This is a genomic window from Tardiphaga sp. (genome assembly GCF_044340795.1).
In the GTDB taxonomy this organism is placed as follows: domain Bacteria; phylum Pseudomonadota; class Alphaproteobacteria; order Rhizobiales; family Xanthobacteraceae; genus Tardiphaga.
This window is the reverse complement of sequence record NZ_JBIISY010000014.1, coordinates 21633-45159: the sequence shown is the minus strand read 5'-3', so window position 1 is coordinate 45159 and position 23527 is coordinate 21633. Positions and strand designations below refer to the sequence as shown.

21 protein-coding genes are annotated in these 23527 nt (G+C 64.3%); 11 read left to right on the top strand and 10 right to left on the bottom strand.

Features of this window, described 5'->3' with window-relative positions; genetic code table 11:
• Both ACIQ17_RS04130 and ACIQ17_RS04125 read left to right on the top strand, forming a co-directional pair.
• Positions 1-354 (top strand): nuclear transport factor 2 family protein, encoded by a 354-nt coding sequence (locus tag ACIQ17_RS04130; RefSeq protein WP_398465681.1) that lies wholly within the window; start codon positions 1-3, stop codon positions 352-354.
• Between the two features lie 112 nt (positions 355-466).
• Positions 467-880 (top strand): YciI family protein, encoded by a 414-nt coding sequence (locus ACIQ17_RS04125; RefSeq protein ID WP_398465679.1) that lies wholly within the window; start codon positions 467-469, stop codon positions 878-880.
• 5 nt (positions 881-885) lie between these two features.
• Here ACIQ17_RS04125 and glgA read toward each other — a convergent pair whose 3' ends face one another.
• The 4 genes from glgA to ACIQ17_RS04105 all read right to left on the bottom strand — a co-directional run bounded on the left by glgA (position 886) and on the right by ACIQ17_RS04105 (position 5916).
• Positions 886-2304 (bottom strand): glycogen synthase GlgA, encoded by a 1419-nt coding sequence (glgA, locus tag ACIQ17_RS04120; protein ID WP_398465677.1) that lies wholly within the window; start codon positions 2302-2304, stop codon positions 886-888.
• 200 nt (positions 2305-2504) lie between these two features.
• A complete protein-coding gene (locus ACIQ17_RS04115; RefSeq protein ID WP_398465675.1) occupies positions 2505-3896 on the bottom strand; it encodes an MFS transporter in 1392 nt (463 codons plus the stop codon).
• Between the two features lie 113 nt (positions 3897-4009).
• On the bottom strand, positions 4010-5416 hold the full coding sequence (locus tag ACIQ17_RS04110) for an MATE family efflux transporter (protein WP_398465673.1): 1407 nt from the start codon (positions 5414-5416) through the stop codon (positions 4010-4012).
• Positions 5413-5916: a winged helix-turn-helix transcriptional regulator gene (locus ACIQ17_RS04105; RefSeq protein ID WP_398465671.1), complete on the bottom strand. Its 504-nt coding sequence runs from the start codon at positions 5914-5916 to the stop codon at positions 5413-5415. Before ACIQ17_RS04105 ends, ACIQ17_RS04110 begins: the two co-directional genes overlap by 4 nt.
• 250 nt (positions 5917-6166) lie before the next feature.
• On the opposite strand from ACIQ17_RS04105, the gene ACIQ17_RS04100 reads away from it, so the two are divergent.
• On the top strand, positions 6167-6322 hold the full coding sequence (locus ACIQ17_RS04100) for a hypothetical protein (RefSeq protein ID WP_398465669.1): 156 nt from the start codon (positions 6167-6169) through the stop codon (positions 6320-6322).
• Positions 6323-6653: 331 nt separating this feature from the next.
• On the opposite strand, the gene ACIQ17_RS04095 is transcribed toward ACIQ17_RS04100, so the two are convergent.
• Positions 6654-8216 carry an AMP-binding protein gene (locus ACIQ17_RS04095; protein WP_398465667.1) on the bottom strand — a complete coding sequence of 521 codons (1563 nt, stop codon included), beginning with the start codon at positions 8214-8216 and terminating at the stop codon, positions 6654-6656.
• Positions 8217-8405: 189 nt separating this feature from the next.
• Between ACIQ17_RS04095 and ACIQ17_RS04090 the strand changes: the two genes are divergently transcribed.
• The 3 genes from ACIQ17_RS04090 to ACIQ17_RS04080 are packed head-to-tail and all read left to right on the top strand — an operon-like array spanning position 8406 to position 10400.
• Complete coding sequence (locus ACIQ17_RS04090) at positions 8406-9014, top strand: LemA family protein (RefSeq protein ID WP_398465665.1); 609 nt, start codon at positions 8406-8408, stop codon at positions 9012-9014.
• A gap of 7 nt (positions 9015-9021) precedes the next feature.
• A complete protein-coding gene (locus ACIQ17_RS04085) occupies positions 9022-9903 on the top strand; it encodes a TPM domain-containing protein (RefSeq protein ID WP_398465663.1) in 882 nt (293 codons plus the stop codon).
• Positions 9903-10400, top strand: coding sequence for a TPM domain-containing protein (locus ACIQ17_RS04080; RefSeq protein WP_398465661.1), 498 nt, complete (start codon positions 9903-9905; stop codon positions 10398-10400). Before ACIQ17_RS04085 ends, ACIQ17_RS04080 begins: the two co-directional genes overlap by 1 nt.
• 102 nt (positions 10401-10502) lie before the next feature.
• Here the strand turns inward: ACIQ17_RS04080 and ACIQ17_RS04075 are convergent, their stop codons facing one another.
• Positions 10503-11114, bottom strand: a complete 612-nt coding sequence (locus ACIQ17_RS04075; RefSeq protein WP_398465659.1) for a glutathione S-transferase family protein — start codon at positions 11112-11114, stop codon at positions 10503-10505.
• A gap of 173 nt (positions 11115-11287) precedes the next feature.
• Between ACIQ17_RS04075 and ACIQ17_RS04070 the strand changes: the two genes are divergently transcribed.
• From ACIQ17_RS04070 to ACIQ17_RS04060, 3 genes are all read left to right on the top strand, one after another.
• Positions 11288-12196, top strand: a complete 909-nt coding sequence (locus ACIQ17_RS04070) for a hypothetical protein (RefSeq protein WP_398465657.1) — start codon at positions 11288-11290, stop codon at positions 12194-12196.
• Between the two features lie 92 nt (positions 12197-12288).
• Positions 12289-13791, top strand: a complete 1503-nt coding sequence (locus ACIQ17_RS04065; protein ID WP_398465655.1) for a hypothetical protein — start codon at positions 12289-12291, stop codon at positions 13789-13791.
• A 13-nt stretch (positions 13792-13804) separates the two neighbouring features.
• Positions 13805-13963: a hypothetical protein gene (locus ACIQ17_RS04060; RefSeq protein ID WP_398465653.1), complete on the top strand. Its 159-nt coding sequence runs from the start codon at positions 13805-13807 to the stop codon at positions 13961-13963.
• Between the two features lie 159 nt (positions 13964-14122).
• Here the strand turns inward: ACIQ17_RS04060 and ACIQ17_RS04055 are convergent, their stop codons facing one another.
• On the bottom strand, positions 14123-15328 hold the full coding sequence (locus ACIQ17_RS04055) for a CaiB/BaiF CoA transferase family protein (RefSeq protein ID WP_398465651.1): 1206 nt from the start codon (positions 15326-15328) through the stop codon (positions 14123-14125).
• Between the two features lie 161 nt (positions 15329-15489).
• A complete protein-coding gene (gene putA / locus ACIQ17_RS04050; protein ID WP_398465649.1) occupies positions 15490-18480 on the bottom strand; it encodes a bifunctional proline dehydrogenase/L-glutamate gamma-semialdehyde dehydrogenase PutA in 2991 nt (996 codons plus the stop codon).
• Between the two features lie 104 nt (positions 18481-18584).
• Between putA and ACIQ17_RS04045 the strand changes: the two genes are divergently transcribed.
• The gene (locus ACIQ17_RS04045; RefSeq protein ID WP_398465647.1) at positions 18585-19217 is read left to right on the top strand and encodes a hypothetical protein; all 633 of its coding nucleotides are present in this window, start codon (positions 18585-18587) and stop codon (positions 19215-19217) included.
• 241 nt (positions 19218-19458) lie between these two features.
• Here the strand turns inward: ACIQ17_RS04045 and ACIQ17_RS04040 are convergent, their stop codons facing one another.
• Both ACIQ17_RS04040 and ACIQ17_RS04035 read right to left on the bottom strand, forming a co-directional pair.
• The gene (locus ACIQ17_RS04040) at positions 19459-19659 is read right to left on the bottom strand and encodes a cold-shock protein (RefSeq protein WP_211912309.1); all 201 of its coding nucleotides are present in this window, start codon (positions 19657-19659) and stop codon (positions 19459-19461) included.
• 241 nt (positions 19660-19900) lie between these two features.
• Positions 19901-21649, bottom strand: a complete 1749-nt coding sequence (locus ACIQ17_RS04035; RefSeq protein WP_398465644.1) for an adenylate/guanylate cyclase domain-containing protein — start codon at positions 21647-21649, stop codon at positions 19901-19903.
• A gap of 156 nt (positions 21650-21805) precedes the next feature.
• Between ACIQ17_RS04035 and ACIQ17_RS04030 the strand changes: the two genes are divergently transcribed.
• Positions 21806-23392, top strand: a complete 1587-nt coding sequence (locus tag ACIQ17_RS04030) for a glycosyltransferase family 39 protein (protein WP_398465642.1) — start codon at positions 21806-21808, stop codon at positions 23390-23392.
• Positions 23393-23527 lie beyond the last annotated feature (135 nt).

Here is a 23527-nt window from a genome sequence, read left to right as displayed (position 1 = left end):
ATGCCGAGGAACGATAAGGCCGGGATCATCCGTGACTTATTCGCGGCCTATCTGGCGGATGACCGCTCGGCCATCGAAGCCGCATTTGCCGACGACTTCAGCTTCACCAGCCCGTTCGACGACGCGATCGACAAGGCCACCTATTTCGCCAGATGCTGGCAGTCGACTGACTGGATCGCCGCCCATGACATCGAACACATTGCCGTTGAAGGGGATGTAGCCTTCGTGACCTATCGCTGCACCACGACCAGCGGCAAAAGCTTCCGAAACACCGAGCTGTTCACCTTCGCCGGGTCGCGCATTCGAGCGATCGACGTCTATTTCGGCGCGACCTATCAGGGCGGGGTGTTCTAGAAGCAGGCGTCCTGAACGCGCTGGCGCTCACAGAAATAATGTTCGCGCCATGTCGGATCGCTGATGTCTCCACCGTCATTCTGACAGTCGAACATCAAACGGAGAGTGGTCCATGCGTTTCATGGTGATCGTGAAAGCCTCGAAAGACACCGAAGCCGGCGTGATGCCGTCGATGGAGTTGCTCACGGCGATGGGCAACTTCAACGAGGAGATGGTCAAGGCCGGCGTGATGCAGGCCGGCGAAGGTCTGCATTCGACATCGAAGGGAATCCGCATCCGTTATGACGGCGGCGAGCCGACGGTCACGCCGGGGCCGTTCGCTTTTTCGGATCATCTTGTCTGTGGCTTCTGGCTGATCGAGACGGAGACGCGGGACGAGGCCGTCGCCTGGATGAAGCGCGCGCCGTTCGAGAGCGGTGCCGAGATCGAGATCCGCCAGATATTTTCGACGGAGGATTTTGGCGACGCGCTGACGCCTGAACTGCGCGAGCAGGAAGACCTGATGCGCGCGCAGCTTGAGAAGTAACTGCCTCAGGCGGCGAGCGACATCTTTCGATACAGCGAAGAGTAGCTCGCCGCCGAGATGTTCCACGAGAACGACTTCGCCATGGCGCTGCGGCGCATGGAGTTCAGCCTGTCCTGCGAGCCGAAGGTCGCGAAGGCGCGCAGGATGCCGCCGAGGAAGGACTCGGTGGAGGGCTTGTTGAAGAGGAAGCCGGTCTCGCCATCGATGATGGTTTCGGCCAACCCGCCGGTCTGATGACCGATCGGCAGCGAGCCGAAGCGCTGGGCATACATCTGGCTCAGCCCGCAGGGCTCGAAGCGCGAAGGCATCAGCGTGAAATCGCTGCCGGCAAAGATGCGGCGCGCTTCGCGGTCATTGAAGCCGATGGCGACGCCGATAGCATCCGGGCGGCGGCGATGCGCTTCCATCAGCGCGTTCTCGATCTCCACCTCGCCGCGCCCGGTGACGACGATCTGGCCACCAGCGGACACGATGGCGTCGGCGGCGGCGAGGACAAGGTCGACACCCTTCTGGTGAACCAGGCGCGCCACCAGACCGAAAATGGGCCCGCGTGACAGCGCGAGCCCGAATTGCTGACGGACGCCATCGGCATTGGCGCGTTTGGCTTCCCAGTCGCCGGCGCCGAACGGGCGCATCAGCTCGGAACAGAAGCGCGGATCCCAGGTCTCGTCGATGCCGTTGAGGATGCCGGTGAGCTGCGAGGCATTGGAGCGCTTGCGCAGCAGGCCCTGCAGGCCGCAGCCGAATTCTTCCGTGGTGATCTCGCGGGCATAGGTCTCGCTCACCGTAGTGAGATGCGTCGCGTAGTTCAGCCCGCCCTTGAGGAAGGACAGCTTGTCATAGAATTCGACGCCGTCGATATGGAACGAGTCCGCTGGCGCCCCGATGCGGCGCAGCGCGGTCTTCGGGAACAGGCCCTGATAGGCGAGATTGTGGATCGTCAGGATGGTCGGGATCTGGCTGCCGTTCCAGGTCAGATAGGCCGGCACCAGCGAAGCCGGCCAGTCATTGGCGTGGACGAGGTCGGCGCCCCAGTTCGGGTCGAGTTGGCCCGCGGCCAGCAGCGCGGCGGCCGAGGCGAAGCGGGCGAAGCGGATATCGTTGTCCGGCCAGTCGCGGGCATTTTCGTCGCCATAGGGATTGCCGGGGCGATCATAAAGCTGCGGGCAGAGCAGCACATAGATCGGCATGCCGTCCTTGGTGGCGGCGAGGCCGAGGGTACAGGCCGGCATTTCAGCCAGCGCCGGGCAGTGACCGACGATCTCGATATGCCCGCACTGGGAGATGACGTCCCGATAGCCGGGGAGGATGACGCGGACATCGGTCCAGTTGCGCAGCGCGCGGGGAAGGGCAGCCGACACGGCGGCAAGTCCGCCCACGCGGACATAGTCGTCGATCTCAGGCGTGACGAACAGAACCCTCAACGCAGCCCCTCGTGCCCCCAAGCGGCGAAAGTCATGAAAGCTGGTCCAGTGCCCTTGGGTGCACACTACCTGACGGTTTTGGAACTCAGTTTTATTACTTGCGCCGCAAATCAACTCTCTTTGCAATGCAGTATATCACACCACTTAATGCGGCGTTGCAAAAGAGAAATGTGATGCGCGCGATTTGTCGCTAAAATTTCTCACGCGTCGGTCGGGTGCTGGACGACCAGCCGAAGGAAGCTCATCACACAGCCAATGGCGGCGAAGCCGGCGCCCAGCGCCAGCGCCCAGGTCGCACCGGCATGGCCGAACAGGCCGAAGCAGAACGCGGCAAGGGCCGCGCCGGTACTCTGGCCCGTGAGCCGGGCGGTGGCGACGATGCCGCTGGCGCCACCGCTGCGGCCGGCCGGGGCGCTGGACATGATGGCTTTCATGTTCGGCGCCTGGAAGAAGCCGAAGCCCGCACCGCAGATCACCATGCGCCAGACGATGTTGGCGATGCTCGGTTCCGGCGGCAGCGTCGCCAGCAGCACCATGCCGATGCCGAGCAAAGCGAGACCGATGCCGCCAAGGGCGCCGGCGGGGTAACGGTCCGAGAGACGACCGGCGATCGGCGCCATGAAGCCGACGACCAGCGGCCACGGTGTCAGGAAGATGCCGGTCTCGACGGCGGAGCGATGTAGAACTTCCTCGAAGTAGAAAGGTAGGGACACGAAAGCGAGGCCCTGCACCGAAAAGGAACAGACCGCGGTCGCCGCCGACAGTGCAAAGAGCGGCCGGCGGAACAGGTCGATGGGGAGCATCGGCGCGGGATGTCCGGCCTGCCGCCGCAACAGCACCCACCCGATCAGCAGCCCGACAATCAGTTCGGCGATCACGATCGGCGCCGAGACGTGATGCGCGGCGCTGTCGATTCCGGTGATCAGCAGGCCAAGGCATGTCACCGCGAGCAGGGCGCCGAGATAGTCGAAGCGGTGGGTTGCGCGGGGTGTCGCGGGGAGGGTCTTCAGGCTGATGATCAGGGCCGCGAGGCCGAAGGGAAGATTGATCGCGAACAGCCATTCCCAGCTGGCGACCGAGAGGATGGCGGAGGCCACGGTCGGCCCGATCGTGAAGGATGTCGCCACCACAAGTGCATTATGCCCGAGCCCGCGGCCGAATTGGTGCGGTGGATAGATCGTGCGCACGAGGGCGGCATTGACGCTCATGGCGCCGGCGGCGCCGAGGCCTTGCAGGATGCGGGCGATCAGCAGTGTCTCCAGTGACCAGGCGAGCGCGCAGGCGACCGAAGCGACCGTGAACAGGACCAGCCCGAACAGATAGATGCGTTGATGGCCGATGATCTCGCCGAGCGCGCCGAACGGCAGCAGGGTCGCGACCATGGCGATCTGATACACATTGACCACCCAGATGACATCGGCCGGCGTCGCCTTGAGCTGCGCGGCGATGGTGGGAAGGGCGACATTGGCAATCGCGGTATCGAGCGAGGCCATGGCCAGCGCGGTGAAGATCGCGGCACGTGCCCAGCGCTGCTGCTGCGGCGTCAGCCCGTCCGTCGGCTGAGGAGCCTGTGCCGCGATACCATCTGCCATCTCTGGGAATTCCTGGATGCGGCCGCCACCGTGGCCGATCCCGGCTATCTAGGCCAGTTCGTCGCAGGCCTGCAGGCGTGCAACTGCATGTGCCATATGCGCCCGTCGACGGCTCAGTTCGCTTTCGGCTTGAACCACGTCCCGCTCGCGACAGCCGTGGCGATGATGGTGCCATAGGTCACCAGTGCGAATGCGAGACAGGCGAACAGCCAGGTCAGCGAGCCTGTCAGCCGCAGCGCCAGCCAGCCGCCGCCGATCGAGATCAGGAGCCGCAGCACGCCGGCCACCAGCGGGAACAGCATCTTGCCCGCACCCTGCGAGGCGAAATACAGCGACAGGCCAAGACCGAAGAAGCCGTAAGCCGGACCAACGATCCGCAGATAGGCGCTGCCGGTCTCGATCATCTGAGGGTCCCAGCCGAACAGGCCGAGCCAGGCCGCCGGCCAGATCGCCGCTGCGAGGCCGACCGTCTCGGTGATCGCAAACACCATGGCGCCGCCGATCAATGCTGCGCGCAGAGCGCGGTCTTCCTGCCCGGCGCCGATATTGGTGCCGACCAGCGCGACCAGGGGGCCGCCAAAACCGAAGGCCAGCGGCACCATCAGGAATTCCAGCCGCACGCCGGTGCCGAAACCGGCCACCGCATCGCCGCCGGCGAAGCCGCCGACCAGTGCGGTGGTGAGCAGCACCGTCAGGCTTGTCTGCAGCGAGATCACCGCAGCGATGGCGCCGACGCGCAGGATGTCGGCCGACAGATCCCAGCGCAGCGGCGCCCATTTGAAATGCACGATGCTGCGGCCGGACAGGATATAGCCTGCCAGCACGGCGCCCACGGTGAAGGTGGAGAGCACCACCGCCCAGCCGCCGCCGGCGATGCCGAGGGCGGGGATCGGTCCCGAGCCGAAGATCAGGAGCGGCGAGAGCGGGATCAGGATCACCACGCCGATGCAGATCGACAGCGACGGCACCAGCATGTTGCCGGTGCCGCGGATGATGCTGGCAAAGCCGTTCATCAACCACACCAGGACGCTGCCGCCGAACACGACATTGGAGTATTGCATGGCCGCGTCGAGCGCGCCGCCGCTGACGCCCATGGATGTGTAGATGGCGCGGCCGAAGATCAGGAAGATGGCCGAGCCAGTGAGGCCGAGCAGGATATTGATGAAGGTCGCATGCAGAACCAGCGCTTCCGCATCTGCCGTGCGCCTTGCGCCGAGCGCGCGGGCAATGGCCGAGGAGATGCCGCCGCCCATCGCGCCGGCCGAGAGCATCTGCATCATCATGAAGCCGGGAAACACCACGGCCATGCCGGTCAGCGCGTCGCTGCCGAGATGCGAGACCCACCAGGTTTCGATCAGGCCGGTGGACGCCTGCGCCAGCATCACCAGCAGATTGGGCCAGGCAAGCTTCACCAGCGTGGAGGCGATCGGTGCCTGCAGCAGCATGCGGGTGCGCGGATTCATCTCAGGCACCGGCGCGGGATGGGCGGCTGCGATCGCCTGCGGCGTTTCCAGTTTCATTGTGTTCCGTCCTTCTGCGGGCGCGGTTTGGTGAGCCGGCGTTGCACGCGCGCGCTGGCGGCGGGGCCGGGCGCATTGGCGTGGGTGGCTTCGGTGATGGGCTTGCCGGTGTTGCGATCGACAAGGATGGGATCAACGCGTGCGCCGGTTTCCTTGTCGACCAGAACAACGCTCTCGCCTTCAGGCGCGAAGTGCCGGTTGCCCCAGGCCTGCAGCGACCACAGCACGGCGCGGAAATCGCGACCGCGCGGGGTGACGATGTATTCGTAGCGCAGCGGCTTTTCGCAATAGGGTCGTTTCTCGAGCAGCCCGGCCTCGACCAGCACGGCGAGGCGCCTAGTCAGCATGTTCGGGGCAATGTTCAGGTTCTTCTGAAACTCGTCAAAGCGCGTCATCCCGTAGATGGCGTCGCGCATGATCAGGATGCTCCACCACTCACCCACGCGCTCAAGGCTGCGGGCGACCGGGCACTCCATCTTGTTGAAGCTCTTCCTCTGCATGGGCGACAACCTAGGTGAGTCACTATCATCATGCAAGTAACGACGCGGGGACGTTTGCCCCGGAAGCGTTACGGCCGCTCATTAAATGGAGACAATGAGTAAGAGAGAGGTATTTAGGTGTGAAATTATCTTATGTCCGCTGCCGAACTTATCGGGCCGACCGTCGTTGTGAAGCACCACCGCTCTGCTTTTGGCTTCTATCGGTGATGAGATCGCATCTGGTCCCGCCTTCTGCAAATGGGATCATGCGATGTGTGACAAGTGTACCGAGACCCAGGCGCAGATCGCGAAATTCCGTCACTTTCTCGACCATCCCCTCGACCCGCTGACCAAGGAACGGCTGACGGCGGCTGTGGTCGAAATGGAGGCGAAGCTGCTCGGCTTCCATCCCAGGGCCGATAAGTGATCAAACGAGAGCGTTACCAGTGGCCGCCCATCTGCAGGCCGGCGACATAGAAAACGGCAAAGGTCAGCGCCATCGCGGCGCCGACAAGCAGTTGCTCGCGAAGCGGAAGCTGGAACCAGGACATTTTGAGACCCAAGTGAAAGTCGCGTGGAAGACGATGATGTCCGGTAAAGCATCGGCCAGCGCTTGAAAAGTTAAAACGCGGTTCCATGCGCTGAAGCCGTAGGATGGGTAGAGCGCAGCGAAACCCATCACCATAGGCGCGCGGCCGTCATGGGTTTCACTCCGGCGCTGCGCGCCTTCGCTCTACCCATCCTACAGGCCTGAGCGCTCATCCCACCATCCGCTCCCGCCCGACCCAGAAGCTGGCCCGCAGCGCCTTCTTGTCGATTTTGCCGACACCCGTCATCGGCAGTTCCGTCACGAACTTCACATGTTTCGGCGCATGGGCCGAACCCTTCTGCGTTTTCACCAGATTGATCAGTTCCTTTGCATCCGGTTGCGCGCCGCTGCGCGTCACCACGACGGCCGTGACGGCCTCGCCCCATTTGTCGTCGGGAATGCCGATCACGGCACACATGGCGACATCGGCGTGGGTGGAGAGCACATCCTCGACTTCACGCGGGAAGATGTTGAAGCCACCGGAGACGATCATGTCCTTCTTGCGGTCGAGGATGAACATGTAGCCGCGCTCGTCCATGCGGGCGATGTCGCCAGTATGCAGCCAGCCGTTCTTCAAAGTCTCCGCGGTCTGCTCCGGCCGCTTCCAGTATTCCAGCATCACATGCAGCGCGCGCACACAGATCTCGCCGGCTTCGTTTGGCGCGACCTCGTTGTCGTCATCGTCGAGAATGCGGATATCGCACATGGCGATGGGGAAGCCGCAGGACAGGAACAGGTCGGGCTGCTTCACATCGTGATCCGACTTGCGCAGCACGGACATCGGATAGCATTCGGTCTGGCCGTAAAGCTGCGAGAACACCGGCCCGATCCGCTCGATGCTTTCCACCAGCCGACTCGGCGACATCGGCGAGGCGCCATAGAGCACGAGGTCGAGCGAGGAGAGATCGGTCTTCGCCAGTGCGGGGTGATCGAGCAGCACATAGATCATGGTCGGCACGAACAGCGTGAAATTGATGCGCTGGCGCTCGATGGTCTTCAGCACGGCCTCGGGATCAAAGCCCTTGAGCATATGCACCGTGCCGCCGCGCATCAGCGCCGGCAGCACCTTTGTGCCGGCCACATGGCTGATCGGCGCCACGGTGAGGTAGCTCGGCGTGTCGGGAATCTCGAAATCCGACAGGATGCCATTGGCAAAGGGCGAAACCTCGCGATGCCGGCGCAACGCGCCTTTGGATTTTCCTGTCGTGCCGCCGGTGTAGTTCAACACGGCGACGTCATCGATCTCGGCCAAATCACGTGCGGTGGCAGCACCGTTCTTCTCGATCACCTGCAGGAGATCGACGCCGTAATCAGCACGGCCGAGCGTTAATACGTGGCGCAGCCCCTGCGCCTTGGCCGCCAGTTCGCCACCACGCTGCAGGAAATTGTCGGCATCGATGACCAGGATCTGCGATTCCGAATCCTCGATCTGGTCGATCTGATCCTGTTGGGATCCCAGAGGATGCAGCCAGGTGATGGCGAAGCGTGACAGTTGCGCGGCGACGCCGGTGCACCATGTATCCGCGCGATTGGCGGTGAGCAGCGCGACCTTGGTGCCGGGCCTTGCGCCCAGGGTCATGAACACATGCTGCAGCCGCCCGATCATGTCGGTGGCGCCGCGATAGGTGAGGGAGCCGCCGGGCCAGCTGAAGGCGATGCGATCGGGATAGCGCGCCAGCGCACGCAGGGTCTGCAGGCCTACCGTCGGAAACGTGTTGAGCACGTCCGTCATCGCATCCTCCCGTTTTGTCCCGGCCTCTGCGGGCCGATGATGGCGATCAGGCTAGCAACGATTTCAGTGCGTGCAAATACAATCCGATGCGCGCAACGCAGCATGGCGTGCGCGAACTTGTGGCGACTCCCGGAGTTTGCCTGTGCTAGATATCCGGCCGATGGTTCGGCTGCGTCACAGGAGACAACGATGCGCAAGTTCTTGACCGTGCTGGCAGCACTGGCGACCCTCGGCCTATCCGGTTGTGGTTACAACGCGATCCAGACCAATGACGAACAGGTGAAATCGGCATGGTCCGAGGTCGTGAACCAGTATCAGCGCCGCGCCGATCTCGTGCCGAACCTCGTCAATTCCGTGAAGGGCTTTGCCCAGCAGGAGAAGGACGTGCTGCTCGGCGTCACCAATGCCCGCGCCAAGGTCGGCAGCGTGCAGGCGACGCCCGATGTGGTGAACGATCCCGGCGCGCTGCAGAAATTCCAGGCCGCGCAGGGTGAACTCTCCAGCGCTCTGTCGCGTCTGCTGGTCGTCACCGAGAATTATCCGCAGCTGAAATCGGACGCGCTGTTCAAGGACCTGATGTCGCAGCTCGAAGGCACCGAGAACCGCATCACCGTGGCGCGCAACCGCTACATCAAGTCGGTGCAGGATTATAACGTTGGCGTGCGCACCTTCCCGAATAATCTGACCGCCATGATGTTCGGCTATAAAGAGAAGGCGAACTTCTCCGTCGCCAATGAAGGCGAGATATCCACCGCGCCCAAGGTCGACTTCAACCCGACGCCGGCGCCCGCGAAGTAACGCGGCGATGAGGCTCGTTCAGGCCGGCCTGCTGGCGCTGCTGCTGTTCTGTTGTGGCGCGCCGGCCTTTGCCGATGTCGCCGTGCCGGCACTCACCGGGCGCGTGGTCGATCAGACTGGCACGCTGTCGTCCAGCGAACAGGCCGATCTCAGCCGCACGCTGGCCGATTTCGAGAAACGCAAGGGCAGCCAGATCGCTGTCCTCATTGTGCCAACCACGCAACCCGAAAGCATTGAGCAGTTCTCCATCCGCGTCGCCGAGGCGTGGAAGATCGGCCGCCAGAAAGTCGATGACGGCGCGATCCTGCTGGTCGCCAAGAACGATCGCAAGCTGCGCATCGAGGTCGGTTACGGCCTCGAAGGCGCGCTCACGGATGCCACCACCAAGCGCATCATCGACGAGATCATCGCGCCGCGTTTCAAGTCCGGCGATTTTGCCGGGGGCATCACGGCCGGCGCCGAACGCATGATGAAGGTGATCGACGGCGAGCCGCTGCCGGCGCCTGCGGCAAAGTCGGAGTGGACGTCGTCGCCGAACATGATCGAGAATCTGTTCGATGCTGCGCCGTTCCTGCTGATCGGCTCGCTGTTCGTCGGAGGCCTGCTGCGTGCCGTCTTCGGCCGCTTTATCGGATCTGCAGTGGCGGCTGTAGTGGCCTCGGCTGCGGTCTGGTTTCTGTTCGCCAGTTTTCCGCTTGCCTTTGCCGCAGGCCTGGTCGCCTTCGTCATCCTGTTCATCGCGGATGCGTCGACTTCCAGCGGTGGTGGTGGCGGAAGCTATTCCGGCGGTTCATGGTCGTCGGGGAGCTCAAGCTCGTCGAGCAGCAGCGGCAGCTTCAGCGGCGGCGGGGGCAGTTTTGGTGGCGGCGGCGCTTCGGGGAGTTGGTGATGAGTGTGTCACGCATCGGCAGACATCTGCTCGCCAATCGCGCCCGCGTCCGCAGGGCGTTTTCGCCCAAGGCGATGGCGGCGATCGAGCAGGCGATCAAGGCAAGCGAGGCCACGCATGCTGGCCAGATCCGCTTCGTCGTCGAAGGTGCGCTCGACGGCGTGCCGCTGTTCCGCAACCAGGCGGCCCGCGACCGCGCCATCGACGTGTTCGCGCAACAGCGTATCTGGGACACCGAGCACAATAACGGCGTGCTGATCTATCTGCTACTGGCCGATCGTGATGTCGAGATCGTGGTCGATCGCGGCATCGACCGCCATGTCGGCAAGGCGGGCTGGGAAGTGATCTGCCAGATGATGGAAACGCATTTTCGCGCCGGTCGTTTCGAGCAGGGCGTCATCGCCGGCATCGAGGCGGTGACGGCGCATCTGGCGAAGCATTTTCCGCGCGATGGCGCGGCGGTGAACGAACTCCCCGACGCTCCGGTGGTGTTGTAATTCTCGTCATTGCGAGCGCAGCGAAGCAATCCAGCCTTTTGGCTTGGCTCCGGATTGCTTCGTCGCCTGCGGCTCCTCGCAATGACGGTGAGAGGCCGGGCCTCAAGCCTTCATCGACTCCCGTGCGCCCACGCGCTCGAACCACGCGGCGATCTTCTGATTGCCGCGGTCCCAGGGCTGGCCGACCTTGTCGGCAAAATCGAGCCAGCAATACAGCACGATGTCGGCTATGGTGAACCGCGTGCCGGCGAGAAAAGGCCGATCGCCCATCTGCCCGTCGAGCCACTTCAGCCGATCGGCCACGATCTTCTTCAGACCGGGTGCTGCTTCCGGCACACAGACGATGCGCGTCTCGAAGCGCTTGAGCCCCTCGGCGAAGCGATAGGCATTGGCGATGTGCTGGCAGATGTTGAGATCGATGCGTTGACGCCACATCCGCGCGTCCGCGCGCTCCTGCGGTGTCGCGCCGATCAGCGCCGGCTGCGGTTGGGTTTCCTCGAAATATTCGCAGATCGCCACGGTCTCGGAGAGAAAACTGCCATCGTCGAGCTCGAGGGTCGGCATCTGCCCATGCGGATTGCGCGCCAGATGCGCGGCTTCGCGGTTTTCGCCAGCGGCCAGATCGACGGTCTGCGAGGGCAGGGTGATGCCCTTCTCGGCCAGAAAAATGCGCACGACGCGCGGGTTGGGGCCGATGGAATCGTAGAGCTTCATGGCATGTCCTGATGTTCGTAGTTGCGCCTCGTTGTGCGAAGCCGGCGCCTGCGCGTCAAGCCATGGTTCCGCCGCCGGACAAGAGGTGAAATTTTCGTAACCGGGCGCCTGGGTAAGAATTTGGCAAGTAATGAAAGTTACCAAATTATTGAACGATCCTGGAGACTTTTACCGTGAGCGAGCACAGCGCCGATTTCACCCCTGACGCAAATGACCGCAACAGGCATGTGGATTCGCCCAATCTGGTGCCCGGTCAGGGCGATGGACATCGCGCGGGTGGTGCGACGAAGGAAGCGCCGAAGCTCGGCGCGCCCGGTCGCATCACGCTGATGGGGCCGTCGCTGGATGGTGCGCAGCGCGACGACCACAAGCGGGAGCGCTCCTGGGAAGACATGGTCAATTCCGAGCCGCGCATCGAGCACGAGCAGAAGGCCGGCACCGCGCGCATGCTGGCGATTGCGGCCATGATCGCGGTCGGCATCACGGTCGGCGCCGTCGGCGGTTCGGTGGCGATGAGCGGTCTCGGCAAGCTGTTCGCGGCCGATGAGAGCAAGTCAGCCACGACCGTGGCCCTCGAAGAACATATCACCCGCCTTGAAAGCGAAGTGGCCGCGCTGAAGGTCGATGCCGACAAGGCGAACAAGGCGACCGCAACCGCGCGCGCCAAATTCAACGATCGCCTCGACAAGCTGGAAAAGGCCCAGGCCGAGCCGAATGCCAAAATCGCCAAGCTGAACGAAGCCGTCGAGAAACTGCGCACCGCGCCGCCGCCGGCCCCCGTCGCGGCTGCTCCGGCTCCGACACCAGCGCCCGTCGCAGCCGTCCCCGCCAAGGAAGCGACCGGCTCGATTAACAACACGCCGGCTCCGGCGCCGAAGCCCGAAGTGGCACGCCTTCCCATGGTGGACGGCTGGCGCATTGTCGATGTGGCCGCCGGCGGCGCCACCATCGAAGGCCGTCAGGGCATTTTCGAGGTCTATCCCGGCGATCCCGTCCCCGGCCTTGGCCGCGTTGATGCCGTCCGCAAGCAGGACGGCAAGTGGACGGTGGTAACCAGCCGCGGCCTGATCGTCGCGCGGTAACCTCGGAGGTCTCCGGACTCCAGAAGGCCGCTGCCCGTGCAGCGGCCTTTGTTTTGCGCTAGCCTTGCGGCCTGACCTGTCGGGATTGTGCCGTGCGATGTCGTTTTTTCCTGCTTGCCTTGCTGCTGTGCGTCGCGCCCGCCTGCGCGCGGGCGGAAGCGGGCGGTGGCCTGGCGGTCACCGATGCCAAGACGCTGCACGCGCTGGAGGCGTCGCGTTTCGGCCTCGCGCAATTGCTGGCACCGGCTACGGTGGCGCCCATCACCAATGACGCGCTGTTCGCTCTGCCGGGCCTGGCGCCAATCCGCATTGCGCTGGATGAGGCCTTTGCGCGCTATCTCGCCGATCACCGCACGCGGTCGCCAAAGGAGAGCATCGGCATTGGCGCGGGGCATGACGTGCTGCTGTTCGACAAGGCCATGCTCACATCGTCCGATACGCGCTTCGTCCTGGCCGGCATCGTCAACCGTATTGACCGCGCCTATGTGGCGCCGGACGCCTGCGGCGAAATCCGGTTGATCTATCGCCTCACCCGCACCAGCGCGGGTGACAGGCCGCCGCGCCTGCCGATGACGCTCAATCTGGTTCTGCATGCGAAGACGCCGGGCGAACAGATCACATGCGCCGATCTCGCTGCGCGCTGGCTTGCCGTATCGGCGTTCACGGAAACCGGGACAGCGCTTGCCGGTCGCCTCATCGCGAACGATGGCCCGCTGGCATCGGTCAACGCCACACAGATCGATCGGATCGAGACCAACATCCAGATCGGACATCGGCCGAAGTCGGAAGCCGGAGACTTTCGCACCGATTATCTGCAGAAGGTGTTCCACTTCGACGCGGTGCTGAAGCGCTTCCACGAGGCGTCGATGGAGAACCAGATCGACCGCGACCGCCTGCTGGCGGACCCTGCGCTTGGCCGCGCCTTTCGCGACTGGCTGCTGGCGCCGGACAATCTCCGTGCCTTCGATCGCGGCACGCTGCTGATCCCCGAGAGATTTCTCGCCACCACGTCGCTCGCCGCGACGCCGGCAGGCTTTGCGCCATCCGCGCTGCAGCCCGCATTCGGCTTGATGACCGATGGCAAGAAGCAGGGCGTGTTTACCGAGCGCGACGTGGTTACGGCGCTGGAGCGCGCGGCCGCGCAGGGCGGAGCGCTGGAGAACATCCGCACCCCGGCGGGTTTTGCGCGGCGGTTGAACGATGTCACGTGCGGCGGTTGCCATCAGATCCGCGGCATCGGCGGTTTTCACTTCACCGGCACGGACTCACTCGCAGTCGAGACCGTTCAGGGCGCGGTGCCGGCGTCGCCGCATTTCGTGGGTGACCAGATCCGCCGTCGCGCTATCGTCATCTCGATGCGCGATGGGAAGGCGCCGGACTTTTCCCGCGGATTCACGGATCGCCCGCAGACGCGTGGCAGCGCCGAGCTGGCAGGCACATCGCTGCTCGATGGTTGGGGCGCGACTTGCTATCGTCGGGACGGGGCCGGCAAGATCGATGCGAGCTTCGGATCATGGCGCTGCGCCGAGGGGCTGAGTTGCCAGCCGGTGGGCGACGATGCGAGATCGCGCATCGGCATGTGTTTCGTGAAGTGACAGGGGCGAGGCGATGAACGAGACCGAAAAAGAGATCAAGGACCGCGACGCCGTCATCGCCGAGAATGAAAGCGCCAAGCAGACGGGCAGCGCGATCCGCGTGAGCGTCTGGGCCGTGGCTGTCGCAGTGCTGCTCGGGCTCGGTTTCTTCGGCTGGTTGCTGGCGCGGTGAATTCTTTTCCCTTCTCCCCTTGTGGGAGAAGGTGGCTTCGCGAAGCGAAGACGGATGAGGGGCAATGCTGGGCCCGGAGCTTGTGGCTACACCTCACCCGTCTCAAACGCTTCGCGTTGGATCCACCCTCTCCCACAAGGGGAGAGGGAAAAGAGGCCGCTACTGCACAGCGCCCGCCGCCCTGAGCTTTTCGATCTCGTGATCGTCATAGCCCATGGTCCGCAGAATCTCGTCGCTGTGCTGCCCGATGGACGGCGGCAAACGTGGCTTGCGCTTGGTCTCGCCGCCGACCCAGATCGGGCTGTTGATGGTGAGGATGTCCGAATTCTCGAACGGCACCAGCACGTCATTGTCCTTCATCTGCTGGTCGTTCGGGATATCGTCGAGAATGCCGACAAAGCCGAACACCAGGCCCTGGCCGTCGAGACGCTGGCGCCAGTCGGCGAAGTCGCGCTTGGCGAACACCTCGTCGAGGATATTGATCAGCTCGACCGAATTGGCGTGACGGTCCGGCTTGGTGGCGAAGCGCGGATCTTCGAGCAGATCGGGACGCTCGAGACACTTCGTGAAAGCCGGCCACTGCCGCTCTTCCGCCAGCAGCGACAACATGATCCAGCGGCCATCGCGGGTCTTGTAGTGATTGGTCACCGCATTGAGCGCTTCATGGCGGCCGCGGCGCTTCTCGAACGTCGCGCCGCAAAGTTTCGCCTGCGCCAGCACGCTGGATGACCACACGCCATTGGCCATCAGGTTGGATTTCACCTGGCAGCCCTTGCCGGTCTTCTCGCGCTTGTAGAGCGCGGTGACGATGGCGCCATAGAGCGCCATGGCGCAGGGATGATCGCCCATGCCGGCGATCGAGCGCGCCGGCACCGTGTCCTCATCGGCGCGGACCAGATCCATCATGCCGGAGCGCGCCCACCAGGCGGTGCTGTCGAAGCCCGGCTTCTCGGCCTCGGCGCCCTTGTCGCCATAGCCGGTGAAGCAGGCATAGATCAGCTGATCGTTGAGATGGGCGATGTCGTCATAGGCGATCTTCAGCTTGCGGCGCACCGGCGGCGGGAAATTGGTGATGAAGACGTCGGCCTCGGCGATCAGCTTGTAGAGCACCTCGCGGGCTTCCGGCTTGGCAAGGTCGAGCGCGAGGCTCTTCTTGTTGCGGCTTTCCATCATCCAGGCGTAGTTGTGCTCGCTCTTGGGATAGCCGGGGAGGTTGGGCAGGTTGCGATAGGGGTCGCCGGCGCCGGGCGGCTCGATCTTGATGACGTCGGCGCCGAAGTCGGACAGCACGGTGGCAGCGGCCGGTGCAGCGATGAAGCTCGCGCAATCCAGAACCTTCAGCCCCTTGAACAAACCGTCTTCCATCGCGTCACTCCCGTCGCATTTTGTTTTGCCGTCTGCCGGAATTTAATTCCATGGCGACTCCAGCGGCGCATTTGAACCATCTTGCACAGGTGATGCAACGGTCGGAAATGGGGGGCTGTGCTGTCATCCCGCACTCCGTCCCTCAGGGTGAGGGGTGAGCTTCAGTCACTCGCCGTCATCAATGCTGCATTGCCCCCTGCAGCCGCGGTGTTGATGCTCACCGTCTGCTCGGTGGCGAAGCGTGCGAGATAATGCGGCCCGCCGGCCTTCGGCCCGGTGCCCGACAGGCCAAATCCGCCGAAGGGCTGCACGCCCACCACGGCGCCGGTCATGTTGCGGTTCACATAGACATTCCCGACCTGCAGGCGTGCGATGGTCCGCTCGATCATGTCGTCGATGCGCGAGTGAATGCCGAGGGTGAGGCCATAGCCGGTGGCGGCGATGTCGCTCAGCACCCGGTCGAAGTCGGCGGCCCGGTAGCGAACGACATGCAGCACCGGGCCGAACACTTCCGCGGTGAGTTGTCGCGCGCTGGAAAGTTCGAACACATGCGGCGCGACGAAATTGCCGGAGGGCGCAGTGCCGGCATGATGCAGGCGTGCCTCGTTCTTCATCCGCGCGACATGGGCGTCGAGTTTCTGCTTCGCTTCCACGTCGATGACCGGGCCCACATGCACCGAGGGATCGGCGGGATCGCCGATCTTCAACTCGCGCGCGGCGCCGACGATCATCTCGATCATGCGATCGGCCACATCGTCCTGCAGGACCAGCAGTCGCAGCGCCGAGCAACGCTGTCCTGCCGAGCGGAACGCGGACATCACCACGTCGTCGGCGACCTGTTCGGGAAGTGCCGTGGCATCGACGATCATGGCATTGATGCCGCCGGTCTCGGCGATCAGCGGCACGATCGGGCCGTCCTTGGCGGCGAGCGTGCGGTTGATCATCCGCGCCACCTCCGTGGACCCGGTGAAGACGACACCGGCGACATCGAGATGTTCGACCAGCGCAGCGCCGACGCGACCGTCGCCCTGCACGAGCTGCAAGGCCTGCGCTGGCACGCCGGCCTCATGCAGCAGCGCGGTCGCCATCGCCGCAATATGCGGTGTCTGCTCGGCCGGCTTGGCCACGACCGCATTGCCGGCCATCAGCGCGGCGGCGATCTGGCCGAGAAAGATGGCGAGGGGAAAATTCCAGGGCGAGATAGCGACGAACACGCCGCGGCCGCGGAGCTGCAGCACATTGCGCTCGCCGGTCGGGCCGGGCATCACCTCGCCGCTGCCGAACAGTTTGCGACCCTGCGCGGCATAGTAGCGGCAGAAATCGGCGGCTTCGCGGACTTCGCCGAGCGCGTCGTCGAGGGTCTTGCCGCCTTCGCTTTGCAGCAGCGCAATTAAGGAGGGGCGGCGTTGTTCGAGCAGATCGGCAGCGCGGTCGAGCATCGTGGCGCGGGCATCCGCAGAGACGTGGCTCCAGCGCGCAAAACCCGCCAGCGCATCCGCAACGGCCTTGTTCGCTTGCGTTGACGATGCGTTGCTGATCCCGCCTGTCGCCGTCTTGTTGACGGCGATATCGGCCAGCAGCCGGTCCAGCGCCTTGCGGTCACCGAATTCGATCCCGGATGAATTGGCGCGTTCGCGACCATAAAGATCACGTGGCAGCGGAATGTGCTGGTTGCTTGCCCGCGCGGCATTGCCGATCAGATCTGCCGGCCGCTGCAGCAAGGTCGCGACAGGGACGGCCTCATCCGCGGCAACCGCGACGAAGGAAGAGTTGGCGCCGTTCTCCAGCAGCCGTCGCACGAGATAAGCGAGCAGGTCGCGATGGCTGCCCACGGGTGCGTAAGTGCGCCAGCGGATGTCAGGTCGGTCCTTGCCGAGCTGGGCATAGAGCGCGTCGCCCATGCCGTGCAGGCGCTGGAACTCATAGCCGCCGCTGCCTCCGGCCAGTTCGAGCAGGGTCGCCACCGTCAGCGCATTATGCGTGGCGAATTGCGGAAAGATGCGCGGCCGGAGCGCCAGCAGTTTTTGCGCGCAGGCGACGTAGTTGAGGTCCGTCATCGCCTTGCGCGTGAACACGGGGTAGCCGTCCAGCCCGCGTTCCTGCGCACGCTTGATTTCGGTGTCCCAATAGGCGCCCTTCACCAGCCGGACCATCAGCCGGCGATCATGTTTGCGCGCCAGCGCATCGATGTGATCGATCACCGCCATGCAGCGCTTCTGATAGGCCTGGATCGCAAGCCCGAAGCCATCCCAGCCCCGGAGCGCGGGATCGGCGATGGTCGCGTCGATCACGTCGAGCGAGAGTTCCAGCCGGTCGGCTTCCTCCGCATCCACCGTGAAATTGAGATCGTAGCCTTTTGCCTGCTGCGCCAATGCAATCAACCGCGGCACCAGTTCGATCATCACGCGATCGCGGCTCACGGCTTCATAGCGCGGATGCAGGGCGGAGAGTTTGACGGAAATGCCCGGCCGGTCGGGCAGCGGCTTGTTGCCCGCGGCACGCCCGATGGCGTCGATCGCCGCCGCATAGGAGTCGTGATAGCGCTGCGCGTCATCGGCGGTCCGCGCGCCTTCGCCGAGCATGTCATAGGAATAGCGCGGCGCGCGATCGCTGGCCTTGGCGGCGCGGTCCAGCGCATCGCCGATGGTTTCGCCGAGCACGAAATGGCTGCCCATCAGCCGCATCGCCTGTCGCGTCGCGGTGCGCACCGCGGGCAGGCCGATCCGCTTGGCCAGCCGGCCGAGCGTGCCCTGCGGCGTCTCGCCGGGCTGTATCGCGCGGGCGGACAGGCCAAGCGCCCAGGCGGAGGCATTGACCAGGAAGGCGGTCGACTTCGTTTCATGGTGGATGAAGTCGCCGTCGGCGAGCTTGTCCTCGATGAAGGCGTCGGCAGTGCGCGCATCCGGCACGCGCAGCAGCGCTTCAGCCAGCACCATCAGCGCAAGGCCCTCCTTGGTGGAGAGCGCATATTCGCGCAGCATGTCCTCGACGCCGCCGAAGCGATCGTCGCGGGCGCGGATCGCGGCGATCAGGCGTGTTGCGGCGCGGTCGATGCGAGAGTCCTGCTCCGGCGTCAGTCTCGCCTCTGCCAGCAGTTTGGCGGCGATGCCGGTATCGTCGGGGGCGTAAGGGGCCGAAAAAGCGGACGTCATGCACAGCCTCGCAAGCGGAACGACTCGGGCAGTGCCCGACGCTTGGCATCATACGAGCCCTCGGCTAGTTTCGGAAAAGGCTTCGAAGGGGCGGTGACGGATTGATGTCGTTCGGAAATTTGCAACGCGGCGCGCTGTTCGCCGTCGCCATGTTCGGTTTCGCGCAGGGATCGCCGGCCCTTGCCATCGAGATGTCGCCCGCCGTTGCCGATCTCTACACCTCGGTGTCGATCTATCCGCCTTCGGCCAGTTCCATGACCGTCTGCTACGGCTTCACCTGCCGTCGCCGCCACATCCTCGATCTCTCGACCGCCGATCGCGCGGCCCTTGGAAAGATCATGGGCTCCGGCAAGGCATCCGCCCCCGCCGAGCGCGCGGCGGTGCAGAAGGCGGTGGTCTGGTTCGATCGCCGCCTCGGCCCCGTGCTCGGCACCGACAGGCGTGTCGCCAAGGCGGATATCCGCCATCGCGACGACGCCCACAACTACGATTGCTGGGACACGACCCGCAACGTCACCAGCCTGCTGCTGATCATGCAGAACTGGGGCATGCTCAAGCATCACACCATCGGCAATCCGCATTATCGCGGCAATGCGCTGGCGCTGCAGACCCCGCACAATACGGCGGTGCTGCGCGACAAGGCGACTGGTACCGAGTGGGCGGTGGATATGTGGACCCAGGCCTATCTGCAGCCGCCGGCAGTCATGCCGGTCACGCAATGGGTCAAGGAAAACTGAAGGGCCGTCGAAGCCGCACGCGCAGGGCCGGATTGCTGCGTCCCGGAGGGCGTCTCGCAATGACGGCAGTTTCAGCGCGCAAAAGCATCCCGCAGAGGGAGGCTTGACCAGCCGCCCTGCCGAACATGTTTCACACGATTGGCGTTCTTGATTTCATCTCCACTGGCCGCTGCAGACAAAAGCTCTAGGCGAGACTTCGCTGCTGGCCAATGGCCCCCAATCACGCCGTCTCAGGTCTGGATCAGACCTTGAGGTTCTCGGCCGATGTCTTGCCGCGATTTGCGACTTCTTCGAACTCGATCGTCTGGCCCTCGTTCAGCGAGGTCAGGCCGGCCTTCTGAACTGCAGAGATATGCACGAACACGTCCTTGCCACCGGCTGCCGGCTGGATGAAGCCATAGCCTTTGGTCGGGTTGAACCACTTCACGGTACCTTTAGCCATCACGTCGTCTCCGCGGGATCTCACACCAGAACGAATGACCGGTCCCCGCCAACCGATTGATCCGACCCGTGCAGCTTATGCGCGGGCAGCACAGCTTGACAGCACAAAGGGTAGGCGGCAATCGCGAATTTCGTGCTCACTTTGAAATCGGTCGCGTGCTTTGGTCGCGCGCGGGGCGGTTTGCCGCAGCGGAGGGCGATGATGGGTAGCTGTGTCGCGCCATACTGCACCGCACCGGCGATCAGGCAGGCGTGGTCTCTCTGGGGGCAAGTGATAGCAGTTGCCGTGTATCGCCCACCGCACGCACCTTGATCGGCGCCACGCGGCCACGCACAGGAAGATCGTGCGGCGCCAGTGTCTCGGTATCAAAGCCTGCACTGATGAACACGTCTTCCGACACGATGGCGGCGCATGACAGGGTCTTGGTCATGTCCTGCAGCCGTGCTGCGACATTGACGGGATCGCCGAGTGCGGTGAACACCATATTGTCGCGATAGCCGATGTCGCCGACGATGACTTCGCCGCCATGGATGCCGATACCGAAACGCAGCGGCTCCGGCAGGTCGTATTTCAGGGCTTGATTCAATTCGTCGATATTCTCGGCGATCCTGGCTGCGGCCTGCAACGCCTGGCGGCATGCGGTCTGCGGATCGCAGTTGAGTCCGAACAAAGCGAGCTCGCCATCGCCGATGAACTGGTTCGGCTTGCCGCCCGCAGTAACGACCGCCTGCGACACCGCCGCGAGGAAGCGGTTGACGATGAACACGGTGTCGTAAGGCAACCGCTTTTCCGCCAGCATGGTGGAGCCGCGCATGTCGATGAACATGCAGACGAGATAGCGCTCCTGGCCGATCCGCGCCGGATGCGTCGCATGGGCATTGGCACTCGATACATGCGGCGCCAGCAATTGCACGAAAGCGAGATCGGCGGTGGGGTGCAGCTGGCAGGCGAGGCGGATCGCGGGATCGTTATCGGTGCCGAGCCGGTTCAGCACGAAGCTCTCGCGCGCCGACGGCGCGGGCAGGGCGGCGAGATCGCTGGTGACGCGGATGCGGCAGGTGGAGCAGCGCGCCCGGCCACCGCAGACGCTGGCATGTGGCACCTTGTGGCGCAGGCTGGCTTCGAGAACGCTGAGCCCGACCGGCACGCGCACGGTACGCCCGCCGCCATAAGCGAGGCTGATCATCCCGGCGCGTCGCTCCAGCAGGATGCGGATGCCGCGCGCGGCGAGCACCAGCAGCAACAGCACGGCGTAGCCGATCAGGAGATTGTCGGTGATGGTCGCGAGCGCGTCCTGCTGCGCGGACGTGCCGACCTGCTCGACGCCGAGATTGGCGGCCCGCCATTCCGGTGACGCGATGCTGGCCGCGACCATGCGCTGGCCCTGGAAGATGCCGAGCAGCGCCAGCGTCGGCAGCAACACGGCCGCGGCGAGCAGCCACGGCGCGGCGCGCCTGAACCAGCGCTTCATGCGCAGCCAGAAATACAGGCCGATACAGCCATGGGTCCAGGCGACGAGCACCACGGTGTACATGGCCCACAGCCGCAGGGAGGAGGATATCCAGCTCGCAAACACCTGCGGATAGCTGCGATCGATATCATAGATGTTCTCGCCGAGGCGGATCGCCACCACATGGGCGACGATCAGCGCGGGAATGCTGAGGCCGAGCACGAGCTGCAGCGGTTCGGTCGTCTTCCACTGGAACTGGCGGCGCTCATACATGGCCCAGATGCCGAGCGAGCCGTGGATCAGGACGGAGGTGTAGAAAATCACGGCGACCGGAAAGAACTGCCAGATGCCGGCATGGATGACGACGCCGGCCTGCAGCGCGTCCATGGAGATGTTGCCGAGCGCGTGATTGATGAAGTGGCTGAGCAGATAGGTGAACAGCACCAGCGCCGAGGTCAATCGGATCTGGCGCAGGCCGATGCCTTCCCACCAAGGGGCGGAAGAATGCGAGGCAGGGAGCGGAAGGGTGGTCCGGGGCATGCTGAGGCCATGGAGAATGCGTAGGATGGGTTGAGCGAAGCGAAAATCCATCAACCGCCAGCACTGGAATCGATAGGTTTTCGCGCCGCTCGACCCATCCTACACGAGTGTGGTCAACAAGTTGACACCATGGCGTGACCAGCCCAAAAGCCCGCCATGACGTCATTCTCTCCCACACCTCTCGCCCGCAATGTCTCGCGCCGGTCGCTCGCCGCCGTGGGGGCACTGCTGCTCGCACTTCTGGTGATGCGGCTGGTCTATGCCGGCGCGTTCGAGCTGCGCACCGACGAGGCCTACTACTGGACCTGGTCGAAGGAGAGCGTGCTGTCCTTCCTCGATCACCCGCCGATGATCTCCTGGTTCATCCGTCTCGGCACCGCGATTTTCGGCGACACGGCCTTCGGCGTCCGCTTTTTCGGCATCGTCGCGCTGGCCGTCACGCAGGGGCTGCTGGTCGATATCGTCCGCCGCGTCACGCAGGATCTGCGGGCGATGGTGGTCACCGTGCTGATGACCGAGGCCGCGCTGTATTACGGCCTGCTGATGGCGAAGGTCTCGCCCGACGTCGCGATGATCCCGTTCGCCACGGCGATGCTGTGGTCGCTGGTGCGCCTGGCCGAAACCAGTGATGGCCGCTGGTGGCTGGCGGCAGGCTTTTTCGGCGGGCTCGCGTTGTTGTCGAAGCTCACGGTGGTGCTCGTCGTGCCCGCCATCCTCGTCTTCATGCTGGTGCCGGATTGGCGGCTGCGCTGGCTGAAGAGCCCGTATCCGTGGCTCGCGGTCCTGGTCGCGCTGGCGGTGTCGTCGCCGGTGGTGATCTGGAATGCGATGCATGACTGGGCATCGTTCAAGTTCCAGTTCGTGCGCGTGACGGCGCCGCATGAATTCTCGCTGGGCACCTTGGGCGAATTCATCGGCCTGCAATTCGCGCAGGTGGGCTTCGTGCTGTTTCCGGTGCTGGTCTCTGCCTGCGTGCTGACGCTGTGGCGCGGTGCCCGCCGGCGCGATCCGGTGGCGCTGCTGCTGTCTTTGAGCGTGCTGCTGCCATTCCTGTATTTCCTGTGGCGCTCGCTCACTTTGCGCGTCGGCGATACCTGGCCGATGTTCATGTGGCCGCCGGCCATTGCGGTGGCGGCGATCAATGTAACGCGCCTCGCGGACGACGGCTGGTCCGCCGCGACGGTGCGTGCCGGCCATCGCTGGATTGCGACGTCGATCGTGGTGGGCATTCCCTTTGTCGTGCTCGCATTCCTCTATTCGATCGCGGCGCCATGGAATCTGCTCGGCCGCAACGATCCCATCGGCACCGAGGCCGGCTATGACGGGCTCGCCGCGCGCGCCGTGCAGGAGATGAAAGCAACGGGCGCGACCTGGATCGCCACGACGAATTACCGTGTCTATGCGATGCTGCGCTGGCACCTGAAGGACAGCGTGCCGGTGATCCAGGTCAACGAGCGCTCGCGCTTCCTCGGCTTCCGCGATCCCGGCATGGATCGCATCAAAGGCAAGCCCGGCCTCTATATCGCACAGCCGGATGGGGAAGAACGCGCCTTGCTGCTCGGCGCCGGTGCCACGCTGCAGCCACTGGCCCAGCTCAACACCATGTGGCGCGGCACACCGATGCGCGCGTTCCAGATCGACAAGCTCACCGGCTGGACGCCGGAGCTGAACCCCGCGCCGGACACGCCGTTCTATCGGCCGCCGGCGCTGGCCCGTGCCGCAGGACGGATCAGCGAAGCGTAGTCCGCCACGGCGTTTCAACTATACACTCGGCCGGCGGATTACGGCTTGGAGCCTGTAGGGTGGGCAAAGCGTAGCGTGCCCACCTTCACCAGCCGTGCACTGGAAGGTGGGCACGGCGCAAGCGCGCCTTTGCCC